Source organism: Flavicella sp. IMCC45537 (assembly GCF_057197705.1).
The window spans coordinates 3,206,926-3,229,036 of the sequence record NZ_CM170067.1 but is presented as its reverse complement, the minus strand read 5'-3'; the positions used below and the strand labels follow the sequence as shown (position 1 = coordinate 3,229,036).

The following is a 22,111-nucleotide window of genomic DNA, read 5'->3' as shown; positions in this document are numbered from 1 at the left end:
TTGATTAACCTACAATATTTACAATTTTGCCAGGAACAATAATCACTTTTTTAGGAGTTCTTCCTTGTAACTGAGCCTGTGTTTTTTCGTGAGCCATCACTACTTTTTCTATTTCATCTTTAGATAGATCCAATGACAATTCCAAAGTAAAACGCATTTTTCCATTAAAAGAAACAGGATACACTTTAGTACTTTCTACCAAATGTGCTGCCTCAAAAACAGGAAACTCAACTGTAGCAATTGTAGTATCATGACCTAATTTACTCCATAATTCTTCTGCAATATGAGGTGCATAAGGAGAAACCAAAACTAATAAAGGTTCTAAAATTTCACGTTTATTACATTTCAATGAAGACAATTCATTTACTGCAATCATAAAAGTACTTACCGAAGTATTAAAAGAGAAGTTCTCAATATCTTCTTGTACTTTTTTAATTGTTTTATGCAATGTCTTTAATTCATCCTTAGTTGCTTTTCCTTCTGTAACGGTAAACACCTCTCCTTGGTGATACAACTTCCATAATTTTTTCAAGAAAGAATGTACTCCAGAAATACCAGATGTTTTCCATGGTTTCGCTTGCTCTAAAGGCCCTAAAAACATCTCAAACAAACGCAAACTATCCGCACCATATTCTTCACAAATATTATCAGGATTTACAACATTGTATTTAGATTTAGACATTTTTTCTACTTCTCTTCCAACAAGATATTTCCCATCTTCCAAAATAAACTCAGCATCCTTAAAATCACTATTTAAAGCATGATTTTTAAATCCTTCTACATCTAATTCATCCGAACTATTCACTAAAGATACATCGGCATGAATTGCCTGTACTTTTTGATCTCCAATCAAACCTTTTGAGACAAACTTATTAGTCCCTTCTAGCCTGTACACAAAAGCACTTGTACCAAGTATCATTCCTTGGTTGATTAATTTTTTGGCAAACTCATCAACAGGAAGATGCCCTTTATCAAATAAGAATTTTTGCCAAAAACGAGCATAAAGTAAATGTCCTGTAGCATGCTCAGAACCTCCAATATACAAATCGATATCTTTCCAATATTCTACAGCCTCTTTACTTACAAACTCACCATCATTTGAAGGATCCATGTACCTGTTAAAATACCAAGAACTACCCGCCCATCCAGGCATCGTATTTAACTCTAGTGGAAAAACGGTTTTATTGTTGATGTTATCTACACTCACCACTTCAGCGGTTTCAATATCCCAAGCCCAAACCTCTGCATTTCCTAAAGGCGGTTTCCCATCTTCTGTAGGCAAATACTTTTCTACTTCTGGCAATACTATAGGTAAATGCTCTGCTTCAATCATCACTGGCATACCGTCTTTATAGTACACCGGAAAAGGTTCTCCCCAATAACGTTGTCTACTAAATACAGCATCACGCAAACGATAATTTATTTTCCCTTTTCCAAAGCCTTGTTTTTCCATTTCGTAAATAGCCAACTTTGTTGCTTTTTTGACAGTCAAGCCAGATAGCAATTCTGAATTGGCAATTTTCGCAGTTTTATCTTCACAAGCAGCTTCAGAAACATCAACTTCTTCAAAAATATTTTTGATTTCGATTCCAAAGTGATTAGCAAAATCCCAGTCACGTTGATCTCCACATGGAACCGCCATTACAGCTCCTGTACCATAACTTGCTAGTACATAATCTCCGATCCATATTTGAATTTTCTCTCCTGTAAAAGGATGAATCGCATAGGCTCCTGTAAAGGCTCCAGAAATCGTTTTTACATCTGCCATTCTATCTCTTTCAGAACGCTTTGATGTCGCTTCAATATATGCCTCAACGTCCTTTTTTTGAGCTTCAGTTACAATCTGAGACACCAATTCATGTTCAGGGGCCAAAGTCATAAATGTTACACCAAAAATAGTATCAGGACGAGTGGTAAACACTTCTATTTTCTCCTTTGAATTTTCTACATCAAAAAACACACTTGCACCTTGTGATCTTCCAATCCAATTGGTTTGAGAGTCTTTTAACGGCTGTGGCCAATCAATATTTACTAATCCATCTAATAATCGTTGTGCATATGCAGAAATTCGCATACTCCACTGTTTCATTTTTTTACGAACTACCGGATGTCCACCACGTTCTGAAACCCCATTGACGATTTCATCATTTGCCAAAACAGTTCCCAATACTGGACACCAGTTCACCTCTGTTTCTGATAGATAAGTCAACCTATATTTTAACAATATCGACTCTTGTTCTGCTTTTGAAAATGTCTTCCATTCTTCAGCTGTAAACACTGAAATATCCTCATCAACGGAAGCTGAAATATTTGCATTTCCTTCTTTTTCAAAAACTGCGATAAGATCAGTAATATCCTCCGCTTTATCAGTAGCTATATTATACCAAGAATTAAACAGTTGGATAAAAATCCATTGTGTCCATTTATAATACTCAGGACTAGAGGTACGTACTTCACGAGACCAATCAAATGAAAAACCAATTTTATCTAATTGTTTTCTGTAGGTTGCAATATTAGTTTCGGTAGTAATTGCAGGATGCTGTCCTGTTTGAATTGCATACTGTTCCGCTGGCAAACCAAAAGAATCATATCCTTGAGGGTGCAGTACATTAAACCCTTGGTGACGTTTGTAACGAGCATAAATATCTGAAGCTATATACCCTAAGGGGTGACCAACATGCAACCCAGCTCCTGAAGGATAAGGAAACATATCCAAAACATAATATTTTGGTTTATCCGTTGTTTCGCTAGCTTTGAAAGTTTGATTTTCAGCCCAATATTTTTGCCATTTGGCCTCTATCTCGTTAAAATTGTAATCCATTATGTCTGAAAGGGGGCAAGCCCCTTATTATTTTGAGTTAAGTTGCAAAAGTACAGTTCTTAACTGAAAGTTAAAAATCCTAAACTTGAAACTTTAACCCATAAAAAAAGCGACTTAATAAAGTCGCTTTTTTTTACAGAATATCTTTTTATTAATCTTCTAAAGTTATCGGCAACTTTACTAAAGTAGTTCCCCAACCTAAACATAAAGTCATGTCTTTTTCAAAAGCGATAGAAAAGTTTTCTAATTTAGAGGTGTTCTGAGAAACCTTCCCAGTAACTCTCACAACATCATTACTTTGTTTATAACTATATGCACCCCATACATTATGGTCTTTACTTAAAATAAAAGTCCACTCCTTATCTCCGGGAATTGTAAATAAAGTATAAACCCCTTCTTCTACCTCTTTACCTCCAAAAATAACATCTTCGTAAAATCTAATTTCTACAGCTTCATTGGCTCCTGTTCTCCATACTTTTCCATTCGGAGCTAAAGATGCTACGGATCTGCCTTTTAAAAACGGACGTGAATATATAACTTTCACGATTTTATTAGATTCCCTATGACTACTAGGAAATGTTGCTACATCCAACGGACTCTTATCCATTGAACTAAATTTTTGCGCTTCTAAATCACTGGTAAACACCATAGAAATAACTAATAGCACCAAGGTAAAAATTGATTTTCTCATAAGAATAATTAAAGTTTTGTGTAAAGTCCTACAAAACTACGATTCCTTACAAACCAAAAAAAATAATCTTTTGTTAATTCTATTGATTTGCCTGTTGTATATAGGATGATAAGTTTTTCTGACTTTCTCTACTCCCTGTTTCGTAAAAAGTCAACGCCCCATGGTTGCTCATAAAACAGTTTTCTATTCCAATTTTCTCAATAATCCCAGCCTTTGTCATTGCATCTCTTACAGGCCCTTTAACGTTGGTAAAGTGAATCTCTATGCCTTGTGTTGCATAAAAATCAATTCGATCATTCCACATGGCTGCTCCTGTACTATCCAAACCGTTAATACATTCACAATCTAAAATAATCAGCTTCAAAGCTTCTCCTTTTTCAGTTGCCAAATCATCCAAACGTTCTCTAAAATAATTGGTATTTGCAAAATATAAATGAGAATCAAAACGAAGAATCAAAACTTCTTGATTCACCTCCATATCATCAAATCTATTTATATTTCTAAAAAAACTAGTATTCGGAATCCTACCCAAAACTGCAACATGGGGTTTAGATGTTCTAAAAATCACCATCACTAAAGATAAACTGACACCAACTCCAATACCCTCCTTTATACCAAAAAACAAAGTTCCTATAAAGGTTACCAATAGCATCCAAAAATCAATTTTATTGACATTCCACAACCTCATTGCCTCTTTATAATCTATCAACTTTAAAACAGAAACGATTATTATGGCAGCCAATACTGCTTTTGGTAAATAATAAAACATGGGGGTTAAAAACAAAAGAACCGAAGCTACAATTCCTACAGAGAAAAAAGCTGCAAAACCAGTTTTTGCACCTGCATCTTGATTTACAGCAGATCTTGAAAAACTCGCTGTAGAAGGATAAGATTTAAAAAACGACCCTAGAACATTTCCGAGCCCAATCGCAATTAATTCTTGATTGGGTTTTACCTGAATGATATCCTTATTTGTTTCCAAGGACTTCCCTATAGAAACTGTTTCTAAAAAACCAATCATTGCAATGGTAATCGCAATAGGAAGCATTTCCATAATATTTTTATAACTAATATCTGGAACATCAAACGAAGGCAATCCTGAAGGAATTTCTTTGATAATTGCAACTTCCTGAAAAGTATTATTAAAAAATTTCAGAATTAAAATCCCAACAATCACAACCACTAACGGACTTGGTATGTTTTTATTAATTTTTTTAAGAATAAAAATTATAACAATTGCTCCAGCTCCAATAGCAAAAGTCTGCATATTAGTATCCAATACATTTTGATAAAAATGAATCAAAATTTCATGAACTCTATTACTTCTAGGTATCGGTATTCCTAGTAAATTCTTAAATTGATTTACCCCTATAATAATCGCGGCGGCAGATGTAAACCCACTAATTACGGGTCTTGATAAAAAGTTGACAATAAATCCCAACTTCAACACCCCCAACAGTACCTGTATGACCCCCACGGTAAATGCAAGCAAAATAGCAATGGCAACAATATTTTCGGTACCAACAACTGCTAAAGAGGCAATTCCAGCCGCCACCAGTAAGGAATCCATTGCCACAGGCCCAACAGCCACTCTTGGTGAGGTTCCCAATACTGCATAAACCAATTGAGGTATCAAAGCTGTGTACAAACCATATATCGGAGGCAATCCTGCAATCAATGCATAAGCAATTCCTTGTGGAATCAGCACCACTCCAACTGTTATCCCAGCAATTGCATCCTTCTTTAACAGACTGCTATTGTACTTTGATATCCATTGTAATATTGGCAGGTACTTTTTCATTTATGCTCTAGTTTCAATCTTTAAAACAATTCTCCTTGGATTCTTCCTTTTGTTCTTCCCAAATGCTTATACGCAAGCTCTGTAACTTCTCTACCTCTTGGAGTTCTCATTATAAAACCCTGCTGAATCAAGAAGGGTTCGTACACCTCTTCAATGGTTTCGGCATTCTCTCCAACTGCAGTTGCTAGTGTCGTTAAACCAACAGGGCCTCCTTTAAATTTATCAATAACAGTTGTCAAAATTTTATTATCCATTTCATCCAACCCATGCGCATCCACATTCAATGCTTCCAATCCAAATTTTGCTATTTCAATGGTAATAGATCCATTCCCTTTTATTTCTGCAAAATCTCTCACACGTCTCAATAATGAATTGGCTATACGAGGTGTTCCCCTGCTTCTGCCTGCAATTTCAATAGCTGCCTCCATACTAATCGGAGTATTTAAAATCGCGGAACTTCGCTGTACAATTGTTGTTAACAAGTCTGTTTTATAATATTGTAACCTACTGCTAATACCAAATCTAGCTCGCATTGGTGCTGTTAACATACCAGACCTTGTAGTGGCTCCAATTAGTGTAAAGGGTTCTAAATTCAATTGTACCGTTCTCGCATTCGGTCCCGATTCAATCATGATATCAATCTTATAATCCTCCATTGCAGAATATAAATATTCCTCAACGACAGGACTCAACCTATGAATTTCATCTATAAATAAAACATCACGCTCATCTAAACCTGTGAGTAAACCTGCTAAATCACCCGGCTTATCTAATACGGGTCCAGAAGTTACTTTGATTCCAACATTCAACTCATTTGCTAAAATATTGGCAAGGGTTGTTTTTCCCAAACCTGGAGGACCATGAAATAAGGTATGATCTAAAGCCTCTCCTCTTCTATTTGCTGCCTCAACAAATATTTTTAGATTTTCAAGTGCTTGTTCCTGTCCTGTAAAATCATCAAAACTTAAAGGTCTTAGTTTTTTCTCTACATCCATTTCCTCATGCGAGAAATTAGAGTTTTCTGGATTTAAATTTTCATTCATTCATTCGATGCTTAGATAGCACGAAGATACTAAAAATTATAGCTCATTAAAGACTCTTACCATTCGTTGAATTGCTTTTTATATTTTGAAAACAGAAGAATCATTAATTTTATTTAATTCCATTTATACTTTAATAAAAACTCCAAGGAACCATGCGTATTTACCTTCGCTATTTCAGAAACATTCATGTCATATGCAAATCCGAAATTAAAATTACTTTTAGAAGAAAACATCGTAAAAACAGAAACAGCTTCTTTCCAACGATAATTCAAACCTGCTTTTATTTTTTGCTTATAATCTAAAGTTGCTGAAAAATCATAAGTAGTGGTTGTCCCAGCAACAAAACGACTCATGATTGCAGGGGTTACTGTTATCTCGTCTTCAATTGGTATAATATAACCCGCTCCAAGATATAGATGTAAATAATTCACAACTATTTCAGGCGATCCAGGTTCTAAAGAATAACGCTCTACCTTAGAGGCACTAGGACTAGAAAGGCTTACATAATATTTTGGATGTGACAAATATATTCCAGCTCCCACTGTGGGTGTTACATAACTTTCATTCTGACTAAACTTTGTATCCCTATCCGGTGCTCCAGCTTTTGTTAAGTTCAAGTCCACAAAACTCAAACTTGCCTTCAATCCGAAATGTACATAATACTCATCTGAAAACTGTACTTCATACGCCAAATCAAAGGCAGCATCTGTTTTATTCAAAATAAAAATTTCATCGTTTACAACCGACAAACCAAAGCCTAATCTATCATGAATAGGAGCTACATAAGACAAAACAGAAGTATTGGGTGCATAAGGAACTCCCGTCCATTGACTTCTATAAGACAAACTTGCTTCTGAATGCTTTTTAACCGAAACATAGGCTGGATTTATAATGTTCAAATTGAAATTATACATGGTGAAATTTGGTTCCTGTTGCGCCATCACTTTTAAGGATGCTGCAATGCAAAAAACACCTATTATAAGTTTCACATTTTTTATTTTTCTATTACTTCTAATCATCTCCAATCTTTTAGTATGTTATGTAAATCCAACCTTGTACAATTTGCTTTCCTGATGTCTTTAAATCCAATACAAAAAAGTAAGAACCTTCCGGAAGTTTAGCTTCTCCACTGGTGAACATATTTCTTCCATCCCAAGTATTGTCATAAGAATTAGCCTTATACACAAGAGCTCCAGATCTACTATAAATAGTTAACTGGCTGTTCGGATAATTTTCAATATCTCTAATAACCAACACATCATTAACACCATCTCCATTTGGAGAAATTCCATATCCAACCTTTTCCTGAATTTGGTTCGCATCTAGATAACCGTCGTTCTCATCATCCTCATCACAGTGATCAGGAATATCGTCTAAATCACTATTAACCGTAGAAATTAGAATCGAATAGGTATCAGACATAGTACTTGTATTCATTGATAAATCTGTGGCAGTTGCCGTAAACTCATATTGTCCATCAGCCTGAGTTACCTCACTCATATCTAAGCTCCAGTCTCCAGCAATATCCGTATTTGCGTATCCTTTTGAATCTCCATTCATAAATACCTCCACCACACTTTCTGGCTCGGCAGTTCCATGAATAATGAAATTATTATCAGAAGTCACCTCTCTATTGCCTGGACAAGTAAATGTAGCCGCTTGTAACACAGTTGGTGGATTCGGAGCGGTGATATCCAACGTTGTAAAACTTCTAATTTCACCATATCCTATTCCTGTTGAATTGATTGCATAAGCTCTATAGTAATAAGTGGTTTCACTATTCAAATTATCTTCAACACTTCTAAATGGATCTTTAGCATCTAGTTCAATTCTTACCAATACAGAAGAATTTTTAGCAACCAAATTTGAATTGACAAACCCTAACATAAATCCTTGTTCTATCACCTCATTTCCTCCATTTGAAATGAGCTTCCCTTCAAACATTGCGGTTTTACCTGAAACTTCTGAAGCATCCATCGTAGCCACAACTGGCACTATTTTTTCAATGGTTAAAGTTCCCTCAACAATCGTAATTGAATAATTAGCATTGGTATAGTCCAAGCTGATTTTATACACTCCTACGTCTTCCCCTAATTCTCTTTTAATAAGAGCAGAAAGATCTGTGGAATTATCAAAATCTCCTGAAGTTATTCTGTAGGTAAATTCTGGATCTACCGTGCCGAATCCTTTTGTTAAGTGATCCAATTCAATAATCAGTTCTCCTACATTAATCGTCAAATTAGAACTGATATAGGTTATTAAATAATTTGGATGTGATAAAGTAGAATATATCGGATATATGCCTAGCACTTCACCTTCTTCTCTTATCAATTCTCCTTCAAAAACATCTCCCTCTACAAACAACCCTGAGGTTACTTGATAGGTGAATTTTGGATCTGGAGAGCCATAAGTCTTTACTTGACTTTTGGCTTCTACCGTAATAATTGATTTTGTAATCTCTAAGTTTGCACCAATATAGGTCAGTTCATAATTGTTACTATCTAGTGTAGCAAATATTTTATAAATCCCTACATCTTCTCCAGGCTCTCTTGTAATCTCTAAAGTATCCCAACTAGACAACGCACCTATTTCAAATTCAAAATCAAATTCCGGATCTTTTTCACCATATATTTTAGTTTGTGATTTGGCTCTAACAGTCACAATAGCCTTTGTAATATTTAAGCTGGCTTTTTTATAAGTAATTTCATAATTTGAATTGGCAATACTCGGGAAAATAGCATAAGAACCAATATTTTCACCTTTTACCCTGGAAAGAAATAATTCTTCCCCTTCTTTGACATTTCCAGAAGTAAGGGTGTATTCAAACTTAGGATCTAACTGCCCGTATTCTTTAGAAACTTCAATTAAATCTATTCCTATTTTAGATTTCTCAACAATCAATATGATTTCTTGAGACACCCCTTCATAATTAGCAGTAGCTCCATAGGTAGCCTTTATCTTAACAGCTCCAGCATTTCCTATGGCTACTTTTTGATTGTTTGCGCCATAAAGAGTCGTTCCGTTTTCTTCTCCTACGATAGAATATTTAATAGAAATATCAGAATCTGTCAATTCAGATAAATCAAAATCCGGATCTCCATATGTTTTTGTGATATTTTCAAAATCTATAATCGGTGTCTGTGGAAGAACGGTCAAAACCCCTGGGTTTAATACACTGGTGATAATATTATAGTTATTATCAGATCCACCAAATAACAAAATAAAATACTCCCCAACATTTGAATACTTATCGGTGATACTGATTGCCAGTGGAATTTCATCAAGATCCGATTCACCATCCTCATAGACAAACCCCTCATAATCAATAATAAACTCTGGGTTTTCCTCTCCGTAAAGTCTTGATATATCATTCGCTCTTGCTATTAAATCTTTTTTATCAACTGTAACGGTTATATCTCTATATACGGTCGCATAATTTGTTGTCCCCTCTACAGTAGCTCTAACTCTTACTGAACCAGCATTGACAATAGAAAAGATATCATTCCCTACCCCAGATAATGTATTCCCAATAGCATCACCAACAAAACTGTATGAAATTTCTCCAACAGAAGTTGTGGTTGCTTCCAAATTAAAATCAGGATCTCCATAGGTTTTACTAATGTTTGAAAACACAACAGATGGTATTCTTTGAACAATGGTCAATACACCCAAACTGAACAATCCAGACTCTATGGTGTAATTATTATCCATCCCACCATAAAGAACAATGTAATATTCTCCAACATTTGAATCGAAAGTAGCTATTGTTTTAGCAGTTGGTTCCTCATCAATATCCGCAACGGTGTCTCCATTCACAAAACCATTATAAATAATTGTAAAATCAGGGTTATCACTTAAATAAACTCTAGATACATTTTCTGCTTTGGCACTTAAAACTGCCTTGTCAATGGTAAGTTGAATATCTTTATAGGATTCAGAATAATTGGTAGTTGCAGTGATAGACACCCTAATTATAACATTTCCTGCATTTCCAATAGAGACAATCTCATTCCTAGCACCTGATAAGGTTGTTCCATTTCCATCCCCAAGAATACTGTAAGTAATCATTCCATTGGAATCTGAGGCAGCATCTAACTTAAAATCAGCATCTCCATAAGTCTTGACAATATCATTTACCTCCAAATTAGGATTCCTAAGTTGGATGTTAAAATTGACACCAGCAGTCAATTGAATTTCATAATTTTTTGATGCTGACAAACTCCCCAGTAATAGTTCATAAGCTCCAATATTCTCACCTGAAACCCTTGATAAACCTCCTTTTATTTCGGAAGAATCAACAGTATTAGGAAAAATAGTATACGCAAAAACAGGATCGGATTGACCATATTCTTTTGACTGACCTGATGTTGGAGTAATCAAAATCTTTTTTGGTAAAATATTAAAATCGACCCCCGAATTATATATTAAATTATAATTAGGACCTGCTGTTAAATCTCCATTGGTGATTGCATAACTACCAACATCCTCACCAATAGTTCTTCCTAAGCTTCCAGAAAAGACATCTCCAAATTCCAATGCAGATGACACATTGAACAAAATACTTGGATCTAGATCTCCATATATTTTCGACTGTCCAGCAACAGGCGTGACTGTTATGTTTTTTGGAATGATTGTAAAATCAATACCTGACTCAAAAACCAAAGAATAATTAGATCCGGCATTAAGACTTCCCTGGCTAATCTCAAATTCGCCAATATTTTCGCCCAATACTCTAATTAAATTTCCTGTAAAATTATCTCCAGGCTCTAAATCTGGAGTATGTCTATAGGAAAGTATTGGATCAGTTTGGCCATACACCTTAGATTGACCAGATAGTGGAGTTACTCGTATTTCTTTAGGAGTAACTCTAAAATCAACACCTTCATTAAAAACCAAGGTATAATTGGCTCCAGCATTCAATGTTCCTTGAGAAATAGCATAAAAACCAATATTTTCACCAGATACCCTTGATAGATCCCCACTTAAAACATCTCCTAATTCTAAGGAAGGGGCGACTGAATATTTTAAAATAGGATCTACTGTACCAAATACCTTTGATTGTCCTACTAAAGGTGTTATGGATATCTCTTTTGAATTGATCCTAAAATCAATATTGGGGTCAAAAACTAGTGTATAGTTGCTTCCTGCAGTTAATGATCCTTGGTTGATTGCATAAGCTCCAATATTTTCACCAGGGATTCTTGTAAGATTCCCAGTAAAAACATCTCCGCCTACCAAGCTCGGAATTGTGGTAAAACTTATGATGGGATCCACTGACCCATATACTTTGGATTGATTGGTATCCGGTTTGATGCTTATTACCTTAGTATCTATCTTGAAATTTTTACCCGTAACGAAAACCAAGTTGTAATTAGTTCCAGCGCTGAAGCTTCCTTGAGTTATTTCATATTCTCCAATATTTTCACCAGATACTCTTGATAATTGTCCTGAAAAAACATCTCCTATTTCCAATGTCGGCAATAAACTATATGCAAAATTGGGATCTGTATCACCATAAATCTTCGACTGCCCAGTAATAGGAGTTACCATAATATCTTTGGGTACAATCGTGAAATTTATGCCAGAATCAAATAAGATGGTATAGTTTGAACCAGCACTTAAATCACCTTGACCGATGGCATAATTCCCTGCATTATTACCTGACACCCGCGTCAAACTTCCTGAAAAAGAATCACCAATATTTAAAGAAGGGGAAGCATTATAAATCAAAACAGGATCTGTTTCTCCATAAATTTTTGATTGATCTAAGACAGGTGTTACCGAAATAACCTTAGGAGTAATTGTAAAATCAACTCCTGAAGTAAAAATCAAGTTATAATTAGACCCTGCAGTCAAATCATTCTGCGTAATTTCATAATTGCCTATATCTTCCCCTGATGCTCTACTCAAACTACCTGTAAAAACATCACCAAATTCTAATTCAGAAGAAATGGTATACTCAAAAACCGGTTCGGTTTCTCCATAAACTTTAGATTGACCTGTCGTTGGTGTCAACGTAACTGTTTTTGGTATAATCTTAAAATCATTTCCTGCTGCAAGCACCAAGTTGTAATTAGACCCCGCATTAAGATCACCCAAAGTAATACTATAATTCCCTACAATTTCTCCTGAAACTCTGCTTAACCCACCTGTAAAAGAATCACCCGACAGCAAATCTGGTATAATATCATAGGTTAATTCCGGGTCAATCTCACCATATATTTTAGTTTGACCAGAAGAAGAGGTGATGACAATGTCCTTCGGTAAAATATTAAAATCAACCCCCGAATTATATATTAAATTATAATTAGGACCTGCTGTTAAATCTCCATTGGTGATTGCATAACTGCCAACATCCTCACCAATAGTTCTTCCTAAACTTCCCGAAAAGACATCTCCAAATTCCAATGCAGATGACACATTGAACAAAATACTTGGATCTAGATCTCCATATATTTTCGACTGTCCTGCAACGGGCGTGACTGTTATGTTTTTTGGAATGATTGTAAAATCAATACCTGACTCAAAAACCAAAGAATAATTAGATCCGGCATTAAGACTTCCCTGGCTAATCTCAAATTCGCCAATATTTTCGCCCAATACTCTAATTAAATTTCCTGTAAAATTATCTCCAGACTCTAAATCTGGAGTATGTCGATAGGAAAGTATTGGATCAGTTTGTCCATACACCTTAGATTGACCAGATAGTGGAGTTACTCGTATTTCTTTAGGAGCAACTCTAAAATCAACACCTTCATTAAAAACCAAGGTATAATTGGCTCCAGCATTCAATGTTCCTTGAGAAATAGCATAAAAACCAATATTTTCACCAGATACCCTTGATAGATCCCCACTTAAAACATCTCCTAATTCTAAGGAAGGGGCGACTGAATATTTTAAAATAGGATCTACTGTACCAAATACCTTTGATTGTCCTACTAAAGGTGTTATGGATATCTCTTTTGAATTGATCCTAAAATCAATATTGGGGTCAAAAACTAATGTATAGTTGCTTCCTGCAGTTAATGATCCTTGGTTGATTGCATAAGCTCCAATATTTTCACCAGGGATTCTTGTAAGATTCCCCGTAAAAACATCTCCGCCTACCAAGCTCGGAATTGTGGTAAAACTTATGATTGGATCCGCTGACCCATATATCTTGGATTGGTTGGTGTCCGGTCTGATGTTTATTACCTTAGTATCTATCTTGAAATTTTTACCCGTAACGAAAAGCAAGTTGTAATTAGTTCCAGCGCTGAAGCTTCCTTGAGTTATTTCATATTCTCCAATATTTTCACCAGATACTCTTGATAATTGTCCAGAAAAAACATCTCCTATTTCCAATGTCGGCAATAAACTGTATGCAAAATTGGGATCTGTATCACCATAAATCTTCGACTGCCCGGTAATAGGAGTTACCATAATATCTTTGGGTACAATCGTGAAATTTATGCCAGAATCAAATAAGATGGTATAGTTTGAACCAGCACTTAAATCACCTTGACCGATGGCATAATTCCCTGCATTATTACCTGACACCCGCGTCAAACTTCCTGAAAAAGAATCACCAATATTTAAAGAAGGGGAAGCATTATAAATCAAAATAGGATCTGTTTCTCCATAAATTTTTGATTGATCTAATACAGGTGTTACCGAAATAAATTTAGGAGTAATTGTAAAATCAACTCCTGAAGTAAAAATCAAGTTATAATTAGATCCTGCAGTCAAATCATTCTGCGTAATTTCATAATTGCCTATATCATCCCCTGGTGCTCTACTCAAACTACCTGTAAAAACATCACCAAATTCTAATTCAGAAGAAATGGTATACTCAAAAACCGGTTCGGTTTCTCCATAAACTTTAGATTGACCTGTCGTTGGTGTCACCGTAACTGTTTTTGGTATAATCTTAAAATCATTTCCTGCTGCAAGCACCAAGTTGTAATTAGACCCTGCATTAAGATCACCCAAAGTAATACTATAATTCCCGACATTTTCTCCTGAAACTCTGCTTAACTCACCTGTAAAAGAATCACCTATATTTAAATCCGGAAAAACACTATAATTCAAGATAACAGGGTCATTTTCTTTATAAACTTTTGTCTGTCCTGGTAGCGGAGTTACAAGAATTTCTAATGGTAAAACAGTAAAATCAATTCCCGAATCAAATACTAAGTTATAATTGGGACCTGCACTCAGATCGCCCAGTCCAATAGCATAATCTCCAGAATTTTCTCCTGATACTCTGACTAAATCTCCGGTGAAAAAATCGCCTGTATTTAATGCTGGGAAAACAGTATAGGTCAAAACTGGTTCCGAATCTCCATATACTTTTGTCTGTCCTGATACTGGTGTAATAGAAATATCTTTTGGCGTTATACTAAAATCAACACCGGTAGTAAAAGAAAGTATATAATTAGAGCCGGCAGTTAAATCTCTCTGCGTAATTTCATAATTCCCTATATCATCTCCTGTCTCTCTATTCAAACTACCTGTAAAAACATCTCCTGATTCCAAGGCTGGCACAACGTCGTAGATTAAAATTGGGTCCAAACTTCCAAATACTTTAGTTTGGCCAGTTCTAGGGGTTACAGAAATCTCTTTTGGTGTAATCGTAAAATCGACACCTGAAGTAAATACCAAATTATAATTCGCATCATTAGTCGTTCTTAAGTCACCCTTAGATATTTCATAGGTACCCACAGTATCTCCAGATACTCTTGTCAGACCTCCGAAAAAATCATCACCCGATTTCAAATCGGTAGAGGTTGTAAACAAATATTCCGTTGGATCAGCAACACCATAAATTTTAGTCTGTCCAACGTTTGGTGTTATTGTAATTTCTTTTTTAGCAATGGTAAGTATCACATCTTTAAAGCCAGCATCAATTCCAGCATTCTGTTCCACCATTGCGCGAATCGTAATTGTACCTGCATCTCCAATACTTACACTTGAATTATTTAAACCGCTTAAGTTTGTGTCAAAATATCCGTCCACTAAACTAGAACCAACAAGTATTTTATAGGTTATTAAACCACCAGAGTTTGAAGTAGCAGCTAAATTAAAATCAGCATCTCCATAAGTTTTGCCAATGTTATCAAATTCAATATCTAATTCATTTATGTTTAGAACCACTATCTTTAGTTGTAATTCAACTTCAACACCAAAGGAATCTCTTGCAATAATCTTTACTTCATATTCGTTATTATTTCCTACATCTACCGGGTTTTCATAATCTGGAATATTTTTAAAACTAAGTTCGCCTGTCGTTTGGTCAAGTATAAAACGGTTGTCATCTCCAGGTCCAAGAAAATATTTTACACCTGAAACATTTGCCTTTACCGTGTAAAAAGATCCTGTTATGTTTTCATTTACACTAAGAACACCAGGATCCGTTAATTTTGGAGCCACTCCTTTAAAGGGAGGCAATACGGTATCTGTTGATAAATCTTGAGAAGAAATACCATAAGCTACTTGATTTTCAATATTGGTTGCACTGTCAAATAGGCCATCTCCCATCAACCAAACTTTTGTGCCTTGAGCACCATCAGCAGCATCAGATGAATTTAAAATAAAATTAGAAGTAGAGGCATTTTCATTTGGCTTTCTCCATGGTTTACCTTCTTTGTAGTCTACAAGCCACTTTAAAGGATCTAATGTGAACATTGTAATCTCTGTATCCGTAGGCAAGGTAGTATTGGTAGTTAATGTGGTCAACACTATAGAATAAATCTTACTATTAAACACATCTATAGCATCCTCTGTAATACGACTCGCTAGATAATTAGCACCAACATAAAAATATCCATAGATCCTCTCACTGGATCCGCACCTCGCAGTAATACATGTTCCATTTGTCGGGTATCCTCCATTGAAAACGCTCCAATTTCCATCAGGAGTTGTTACATTACCAAAAGAATCAACGATTCGTATCCTAAAAGGAATAGGATCTGAACCTCTAGTTGAGCCTCCATTATAGTCTATATAAACATGATATCGGACTCCATCTATAAAGTTTGTATTTGAATTCCATTGTAGATTCGCTACCTCATCCCCATAATAAAATTTCAATCTATTATTATCAATTGACAGGGCAACTTTCCCAAATTGATGGAAAGCTGTTTGACTATAGGTCTGAGACCAAAGTGTAACATTACCAGTTGATGCTGTATGATCAAAAACAACACTTGTTGCCCAAGGCTGACCGTTACTTATTGTTTTACCGGATACAGCCACACCCAAAGCAGGATCCGGCTTAAAACGCATCAACGGATTGTTTTCTATTTCATTTGTATTTGGTATTAAGAATTCTTTATCCTCATTAAATGTAACACCATTATTAAATGGAGTTGTCGACACGTAACTGAACATTGCAGATGACAATCCAAAAGCATTAACGCTCATAAATTTTGGAAAACTAACATTAACTGCTGTGTCGTAAAGCTTTTTAGAATTTAAAAGCTCATCTTTGGTTTTAAAATAAATCACATTAGCATCAATATCCTCAATAGATTCAGATAGAGAAGAAGAATGCATTCCTCCATTTAAGGCATAGTCAAAAATCCTATATTCATTAGAAAATAGAAAGAACGGGATTAGAAAGTAAAACACAACATACAGTGATTTACTTCTTTGGCAGGGGTAGGCCATAGTAGAAAAGTTAGGGGTAGATAACTAATTAACAATTTGATATTATGACTTTACAGAAATAAAAAAGTCACTAAGTACTCTCTAAATACTAGGGGTAATTAAAAACCAAGGAGTTACAATAAAAGTCTAAAGAAGCTAATTTTAAAATCAAGTTTAGGGGTAGAATGATCATAATTAATATTTTATGCCAACAATATACAAAAAAGTTCCGTTTATTATCGTTTTAACACCATTCACATACGAAATACACCCATTTATGTAATATTTTCACTAAATACTACTAAAATTCAAACTCCCTATTTTAATGGATTACATTTCAGTCAGTAGCTATACCAAAATACAACCATGTTACCGGGTTATCATATATATTCATTTGGCAATGATATTCACCTTGATCTATTGTAATACAGTCACCAGCAACTAAAGTAATTTTCCTTTTCTCAACAAAAAAATCAACCTTTCCCGTTTGAATGTAAAAAACTTCATACATAGTATCGTGTTTATGCATTTCAACCGACTGACCCGGTAAAAAGGTCGCTGAACCAAACATCATCAGTTTAGGAATTTCGTTTCTTCCAATAAATACTTTTTTCTTAATATCTTTATTATGGCTTACTCCAACTTCTGGTAACGTTTGTGTTTTTTTTATTTTCATAGCTTCATTAATAACAGGTCCAATAATATACAAAATAAAAAAGCCTTTCTAATTAAGAAAGGCTTTTAATATATTCATTAAAATCAATTAAGATTCTTCTTCTCCATCTTTTAATGGTACATGTTGCATAACGAAATCTTCATCATGACCAGGTTTACTGTAATCGTAAGCCCAACGCTCCACCGTAGGAATTTTTCCTGGCCAGTTCCCATGAATACCTTCTACTGGAGTAGTCCACTCTAATGTTGTAGATTTCCAAGGGTTTTGAACTGCAGTTTTACCTTTGTAAATACTCATAAAGAAATTTACTAAGAAAATAATTTGTCCGATACCACCAATCAAGGCGAAAATCGTAATCACAACATTTACATCTGATAAATCATCAAATAATGGAAATGCAGTATTTGAATAATACCTACGTGGTAATCCAGCTAATCCAATAAAATGCATTGGGAAAAACACTCCATAAGCCGCAATTGCAGTTATCCAGAAATGCCAGTATCCTAATGTTTTATCCATCATCTTTCCGTACATTTTAGGGAACCAGTGATACACACCAGCGTACATTCCATAAATTGCAGACACACCCATTACTAGGTGGAAGTGAGCTACTACGAAATAAGTATCATGCACATTAATATCCAAAGCACTATCTCCTAAAACAATCCCTGTTAATCCTCCTGTTATAAACGTAGAAACCAATCCGATAGAAAACAACATAGCTGGATTCATTTGCAAATTACCTTTCCATAGGGTTGTAATATAATTAAAAGCCTTTACAGCAGAAGGAATCGCAATTAATAAGGTAGTAAATGTAAATACTGAACCTAAGAAAGGATTCATTCCTGAAATAAACATATGGTGACCCCATACAATTGTAGATAAAAATGCAATAGCCATAATTGATCCAATCATTGCGCGGTATCCAAATATAGGTTTACGAGAATTGGTTGCTATTACTTCAGAAGTAATTCCTAATGCTGGTAATAATACAATATATACCTCTGGGTGACCTAAGAACCAAAAAAGGTGTTCAAACAATACAGGTGAACCTCCTTGATAATGCAATACTTCACCACTAATAAAAATATCAGACAAATAGAACGATGTTCCAAAGCTTCTGTCAAAAATCAATAATAAGGCTGCAGATAACAGTACCGGGAAAGAAACAACACCAATAATTGCTGTAATAAAGAATGCCCACATTGTCAGTGGCAATCTTGTCATTTTCATTCCTTTTGTTCTTAAATTTAAAATAGTAACAATATAATTCAAAGAACCTATTAATGACGATGCTACGAATATTGCCATAGAAACTAACCATAATGTCATACCCATTCCAGATCCAGGAATAGCCTGTGGTAACGCAGATAATGGAGGATATATAGTCCATCCTGCTGATGCTGGTCCAGCTTCAACAAACAATGAAATTACCATGATTACACTAGAAATAAAGAACATCCAGTATGAAATCATGTTCATAAAACCAGAAGCCATATCACGTGCTCCAATTTGCAAAGGAATTAAAAGGTTACTAAAAGTTCCACTCAATCCAGCAGTTAATACAAAGAAAACCATGATTGTACCATGAATTGTTACCAATGCTAAATACATATCAGGATCCATTACTCCATCCGTCTGGTGGTGTCCTAAAAAAGCTTCTACAATTGAAAACGAATGCTCCGGCCATGCAATTTGCAAACGGAATAACATAGACATAAGAACTCCGATTACACCCATAATAATACCGGTAATCAAGAACTGCTTAGAAATCATTTTGTGATCTTGACTAAAGATGTATTTAGTTACAAAAGTTTCTTTATGATGATGTTCTGACATAATATAATTTATTTTTTTTATCCCCTAAGGGAAAGAAAATGTTTATTCTTTAATTATCCTTATTTAACTACTTCTGCGATTGTTTTTTGTTGTTTCAACCAACTGTAAAAGTCTGCCTCTTCTTCAACAACAATTTTCATTTGCATGTTATAGTGAGATGCTCCACAAATTTTATTACATAACAATAAGTAATCAAACTCATAAGGATCTTCACCTTTCTCTTTTCTTACTTTATTTACACGCGCTACTTTACGAACCGTCTCTTCTTGAACTCTCATTTCCTCTGTTGTAAATTTTGGAGTAAATCCAAATTCAGTTACCATTCCAGGAACACAGTTCATTTGAGCTCTAAAGTGAGGCATATAAGCTGAATGTAAAACATCTTGAGAACGGAACTTAAAAACCACTTTTCTACCTTTTGGTAAATGCAATTCTCTTACAGGGATATCATCAGCAGAATTTGCATCTGTCATATCTATACCCATAGTATTTATTCCTTCAATGTTTCTTACATTACCTCTACCTAAAGTATTATCTGCACCTGCATAACGAGCTTGCCAGTTAAACTGTTGCGCATATACTTCAATTACAATTGGATCCTCAGCATCTGACAAATCCATTACAGTATTCCAAGTATACAAACCGTATCCGATCAACAAGGTCAACGCAATCGCAGGAACTGTAGTCCAAATAAGCTCTAACTTATGGCTATCAGCATAAAACAATGCTTTTCTATTATTGATCCCTCTGTATTTATAAGCGAAATAAAATAACAAACCTTGCGTTGCAAACTGAACAATTCCAATCATTACGAAAGAAATCAAAAATAAGTTATCATCATTCTCTCCTTCAAAAGAAGCAGATTCTGGTAACATCAAATCATTCAAAAAGAATAAGCAATATGTCATTAAAACGTAAAAACCTATAAGGAAAACCATGAATAACTTTCCGTGTAAATCATTATCCTTTTCAGTCGCTAACGGGTTTTCTTCTAATTTTGAAATCGCCGTAACTTCCTCGTTTTTATCATTTCTTAAAATTACCTTCCCGTAACTTGTCAATCTATTCACTTGCCAAATCCCTAGGGCTACTGCAACAGCTAAAAAGATGTAAAATAAAGCTAGCATATGTTCTATTTATTTATAATTATTAGTTTAATATATATTAGTAATGGAAAGTTTCACTTTCATGTAAGAAAGGATTTCCTTTAGCTAATAAAGGTGCTTTAGCAATTGTTGAGAATACAGCGTATATAAACAATCCTAAAAAGAATAATATTGCACTGATTTCAGGGATTCCAAAGAACCACTCTCCTCCAACCGTCGCCGGCATTACCATGATAAAAATATCTGTATAATGACCCAACAATACAACAACTCCAGCTCCAATAACAAAGTTTGGAATTCTCTTATAATCACTATTGATCAACAATAGGATTGGGAAAATGAAATTCATAGGTATCATCATCAAGAAAGGCAATTTGTACTCCTCAAATCTTTGTACAAAATAAGTTGTTTCCTCAGGCATATCAGCATACCAAATTAACATAAACTGAGAGAACCATAAGTATGTCCAGAAAATACTGAAACCAAACATAAATTTAGCTAAATCATGAATATGACTATTGTTTACATACTCTAAGTGTCCTTTTGATTTTAAGTAAACAGTAACCATCGCAATTACAGTAACTGCAGATACTAAGAAAGTAGCCAACACATACCATCCGAATAACGTACTAAACCAGTGTGGATCTAAAGACATAATCCAATCCCAAGACATCATAGATTCAGTGAATAAGAAGAATCCTAAAAACGCTACAGACATTTTAAAGTTTTTCTTATAGCTAACTAAATTCGTTTCATTGTCTTCAGCTAAAGAAGCTTTTCTAGACAAATGACGGTATAAGTTCCATCCTACGATATAAACAATAGATCTGATTGTCCAACCTGGTACATTCAACCACCAGCTTTTTCCATCAATAATGGCGTCATAATTAGCTGCCGTTGGATCCACAGTTCCTGGAGCCATCCAAACAAACAAATGATGCACATGAGCTGATCCTAATAATAAGATTACTAGTAAAATCATGGTTACAGGTAATAAATTTCCTGTGATTCCTTCCATAACTCTAAAAAGAACAATTGACCAACCTGCTTGCGCAACTCTTTGAATTGCATTGAAAGCCAACACTAAAAGTGTTACTCCAAAGAAAAACAAACAAGCTACATAAAACGCTGCCCAAGGTCTGTTCTTTAATTGATGATATACATGTTCTGCGTGACTATCTCCATGATCTTCCTCTCCATGTGCTGCCTCTTCTTCGTGAGCTTCACCATGAGTATCATGATGCGCTTCTGCATGACCATGAGCGTCATGAGTTGCTTCTGCATGATGTTCTACATGAGCATCAGCCTCTGCATGATGCGATTTACCGTGAGAACCATGAGCATTTTCTGCATGATGCAAGTGCTCTTTTACTTCTTCAATTGAACTAGGCGTTGCTAAGAAACCTGAGATCACTCCCACAGCTCCTATAACCATTAATGCCAATGCAATTGTTTTTAATTTTCCTGAAAACTGATACATATAATTCGAATTCAATCTTTATTAA

At 35.0% G+C, this 22,111-nt stretch carries 10 protein-coding genes; all 10 read right to left on the bottom strand.

The features are described from left to right. Window positions 1-4 precede the first annotated feature (4 nt). The gene (gene leuS, locus AC2DGP_RS12990) at window positions 5-2,821 is read right to left on the bottom strand and encodes a leucine--tRNA ligase (protein WP_484490489.1); all 2,817 of its coding nucleotides are present in this window, start codon (window positions 2,819-2,821) and stop codon (window positions 5-7) included. 151 nt (window positions 2,822-2,972) lie between these two features. Then, the gene (locus AC2DGP_RS12985) at window positions 2,973-3,512 is read right to left on the bottom strand and encodes a DUF2911 domain-containing protein (RefSeq protein WP_484490488.1); all 540 of its coding nucleotides are present in this window, start codon (window positions 3,510-3,512) and stop codon (window positions 2,973-2,975) included. A 79-nt stretch (window positions 3,513-3,591) separates the two neighbouring features. Continuing rightward, window positions 3,592-5,313 carry a SulP family inorganic anion transporter gene (locus AC2DGP_RS12980; protein ID WP_484490487.1) on the bottom strand — a complete coding sequence of 574 codons (1,722 nt, stop codon included), beginning with the start codon at window positions 5,311-5,313 and terminating at the stop codon, window positions 3,592-3,594. 20 nt (window positions 5,314-5,333) lie between these two features. Then, entirely contained in the window at window positions 5,334-6,356 is a 1,023-nt protein-coding gene (gene ruvB / locus AC2DGP_RS12975) for a Holliday junction branch migration DNA helicase RuvB (protein WP_484490486.1), read from the bottom strand. A gap of 113 nt (window positions 6,357-6,469) precedes the next feature. Further along, entirely contained in the window at window positions 6,470-7,345 is an 876-nt protein-coding gene (locus tag AC2DGP_RS12970) for a PorP/SprF family type IX secretion system membrane protein (RefSeq protein WP_484490485.1), read from the bottom strand. Window positions 7,346-7,385: 40 nt separating this feature from the next. Beyond that, window positions 7,386-16,967: an MBG domain-containing protein gene (locus AC2DGP_RS12965; protein WP_484490484.1), complete on the bottom strand. Its 9,582-nt coding sequence runs from the start codon at window positions 16,965-16,967 to the stop codon at window positions 7,386-7,388. Between the two features lie 355 nt (window positions 16,968-17,322). Continuing rightward, window positions 17,323-17,661, bottom strand: a complete 339-nt coding sequence (locus AC2DGP_RS12960) for a cupin domain-containing protein (RefSeq protein WP_484490483.1) — start codon at window positions 17,659-17,661, stop codon at window positions 17,323-17,325. Between the two features lie 87 nt (window positions 17,662-17,748). Further along, window positions 17,749-19,500, bottom strand: a complete 1,752-nt coding sequence (locus AC2DGP_RS12955; RefSeq protein ID WP_484490482.1) for a cytochrome c oxidase subunit I — start codon at window positions 19,498-19,500, stop codon at window positions 17,749-17,751. A gap of 59 nt (window positions 19,501-19,559) precedes the next feature. Beyond that, a complete protein-coding gene (locus AC2DGP_RS12950) occupies window positions 19,560-20,627 on the bottom strand; it encodes a cytochrome c oxidase subunit II (RefSeq protein ID WP_484490481.1) in 1,068 nt (355 codons plus the stop codon). A gap of 37 nt (window positions 20,628-20,664) precedes the next feature. Continuing rightward, window positions 20,665-22,086, bottom strand: a complete 1,422-nt coding sequence (locus tag AC2DGP_RS12945) for a histidine-rich protein (protein ID WP_484490480.1) — start codon at window positions 22,084-22,086, stop codon at window positions 20,665-20,667. Window positions 22,087-22,111 lie beyond the last annotated feature (25 nt).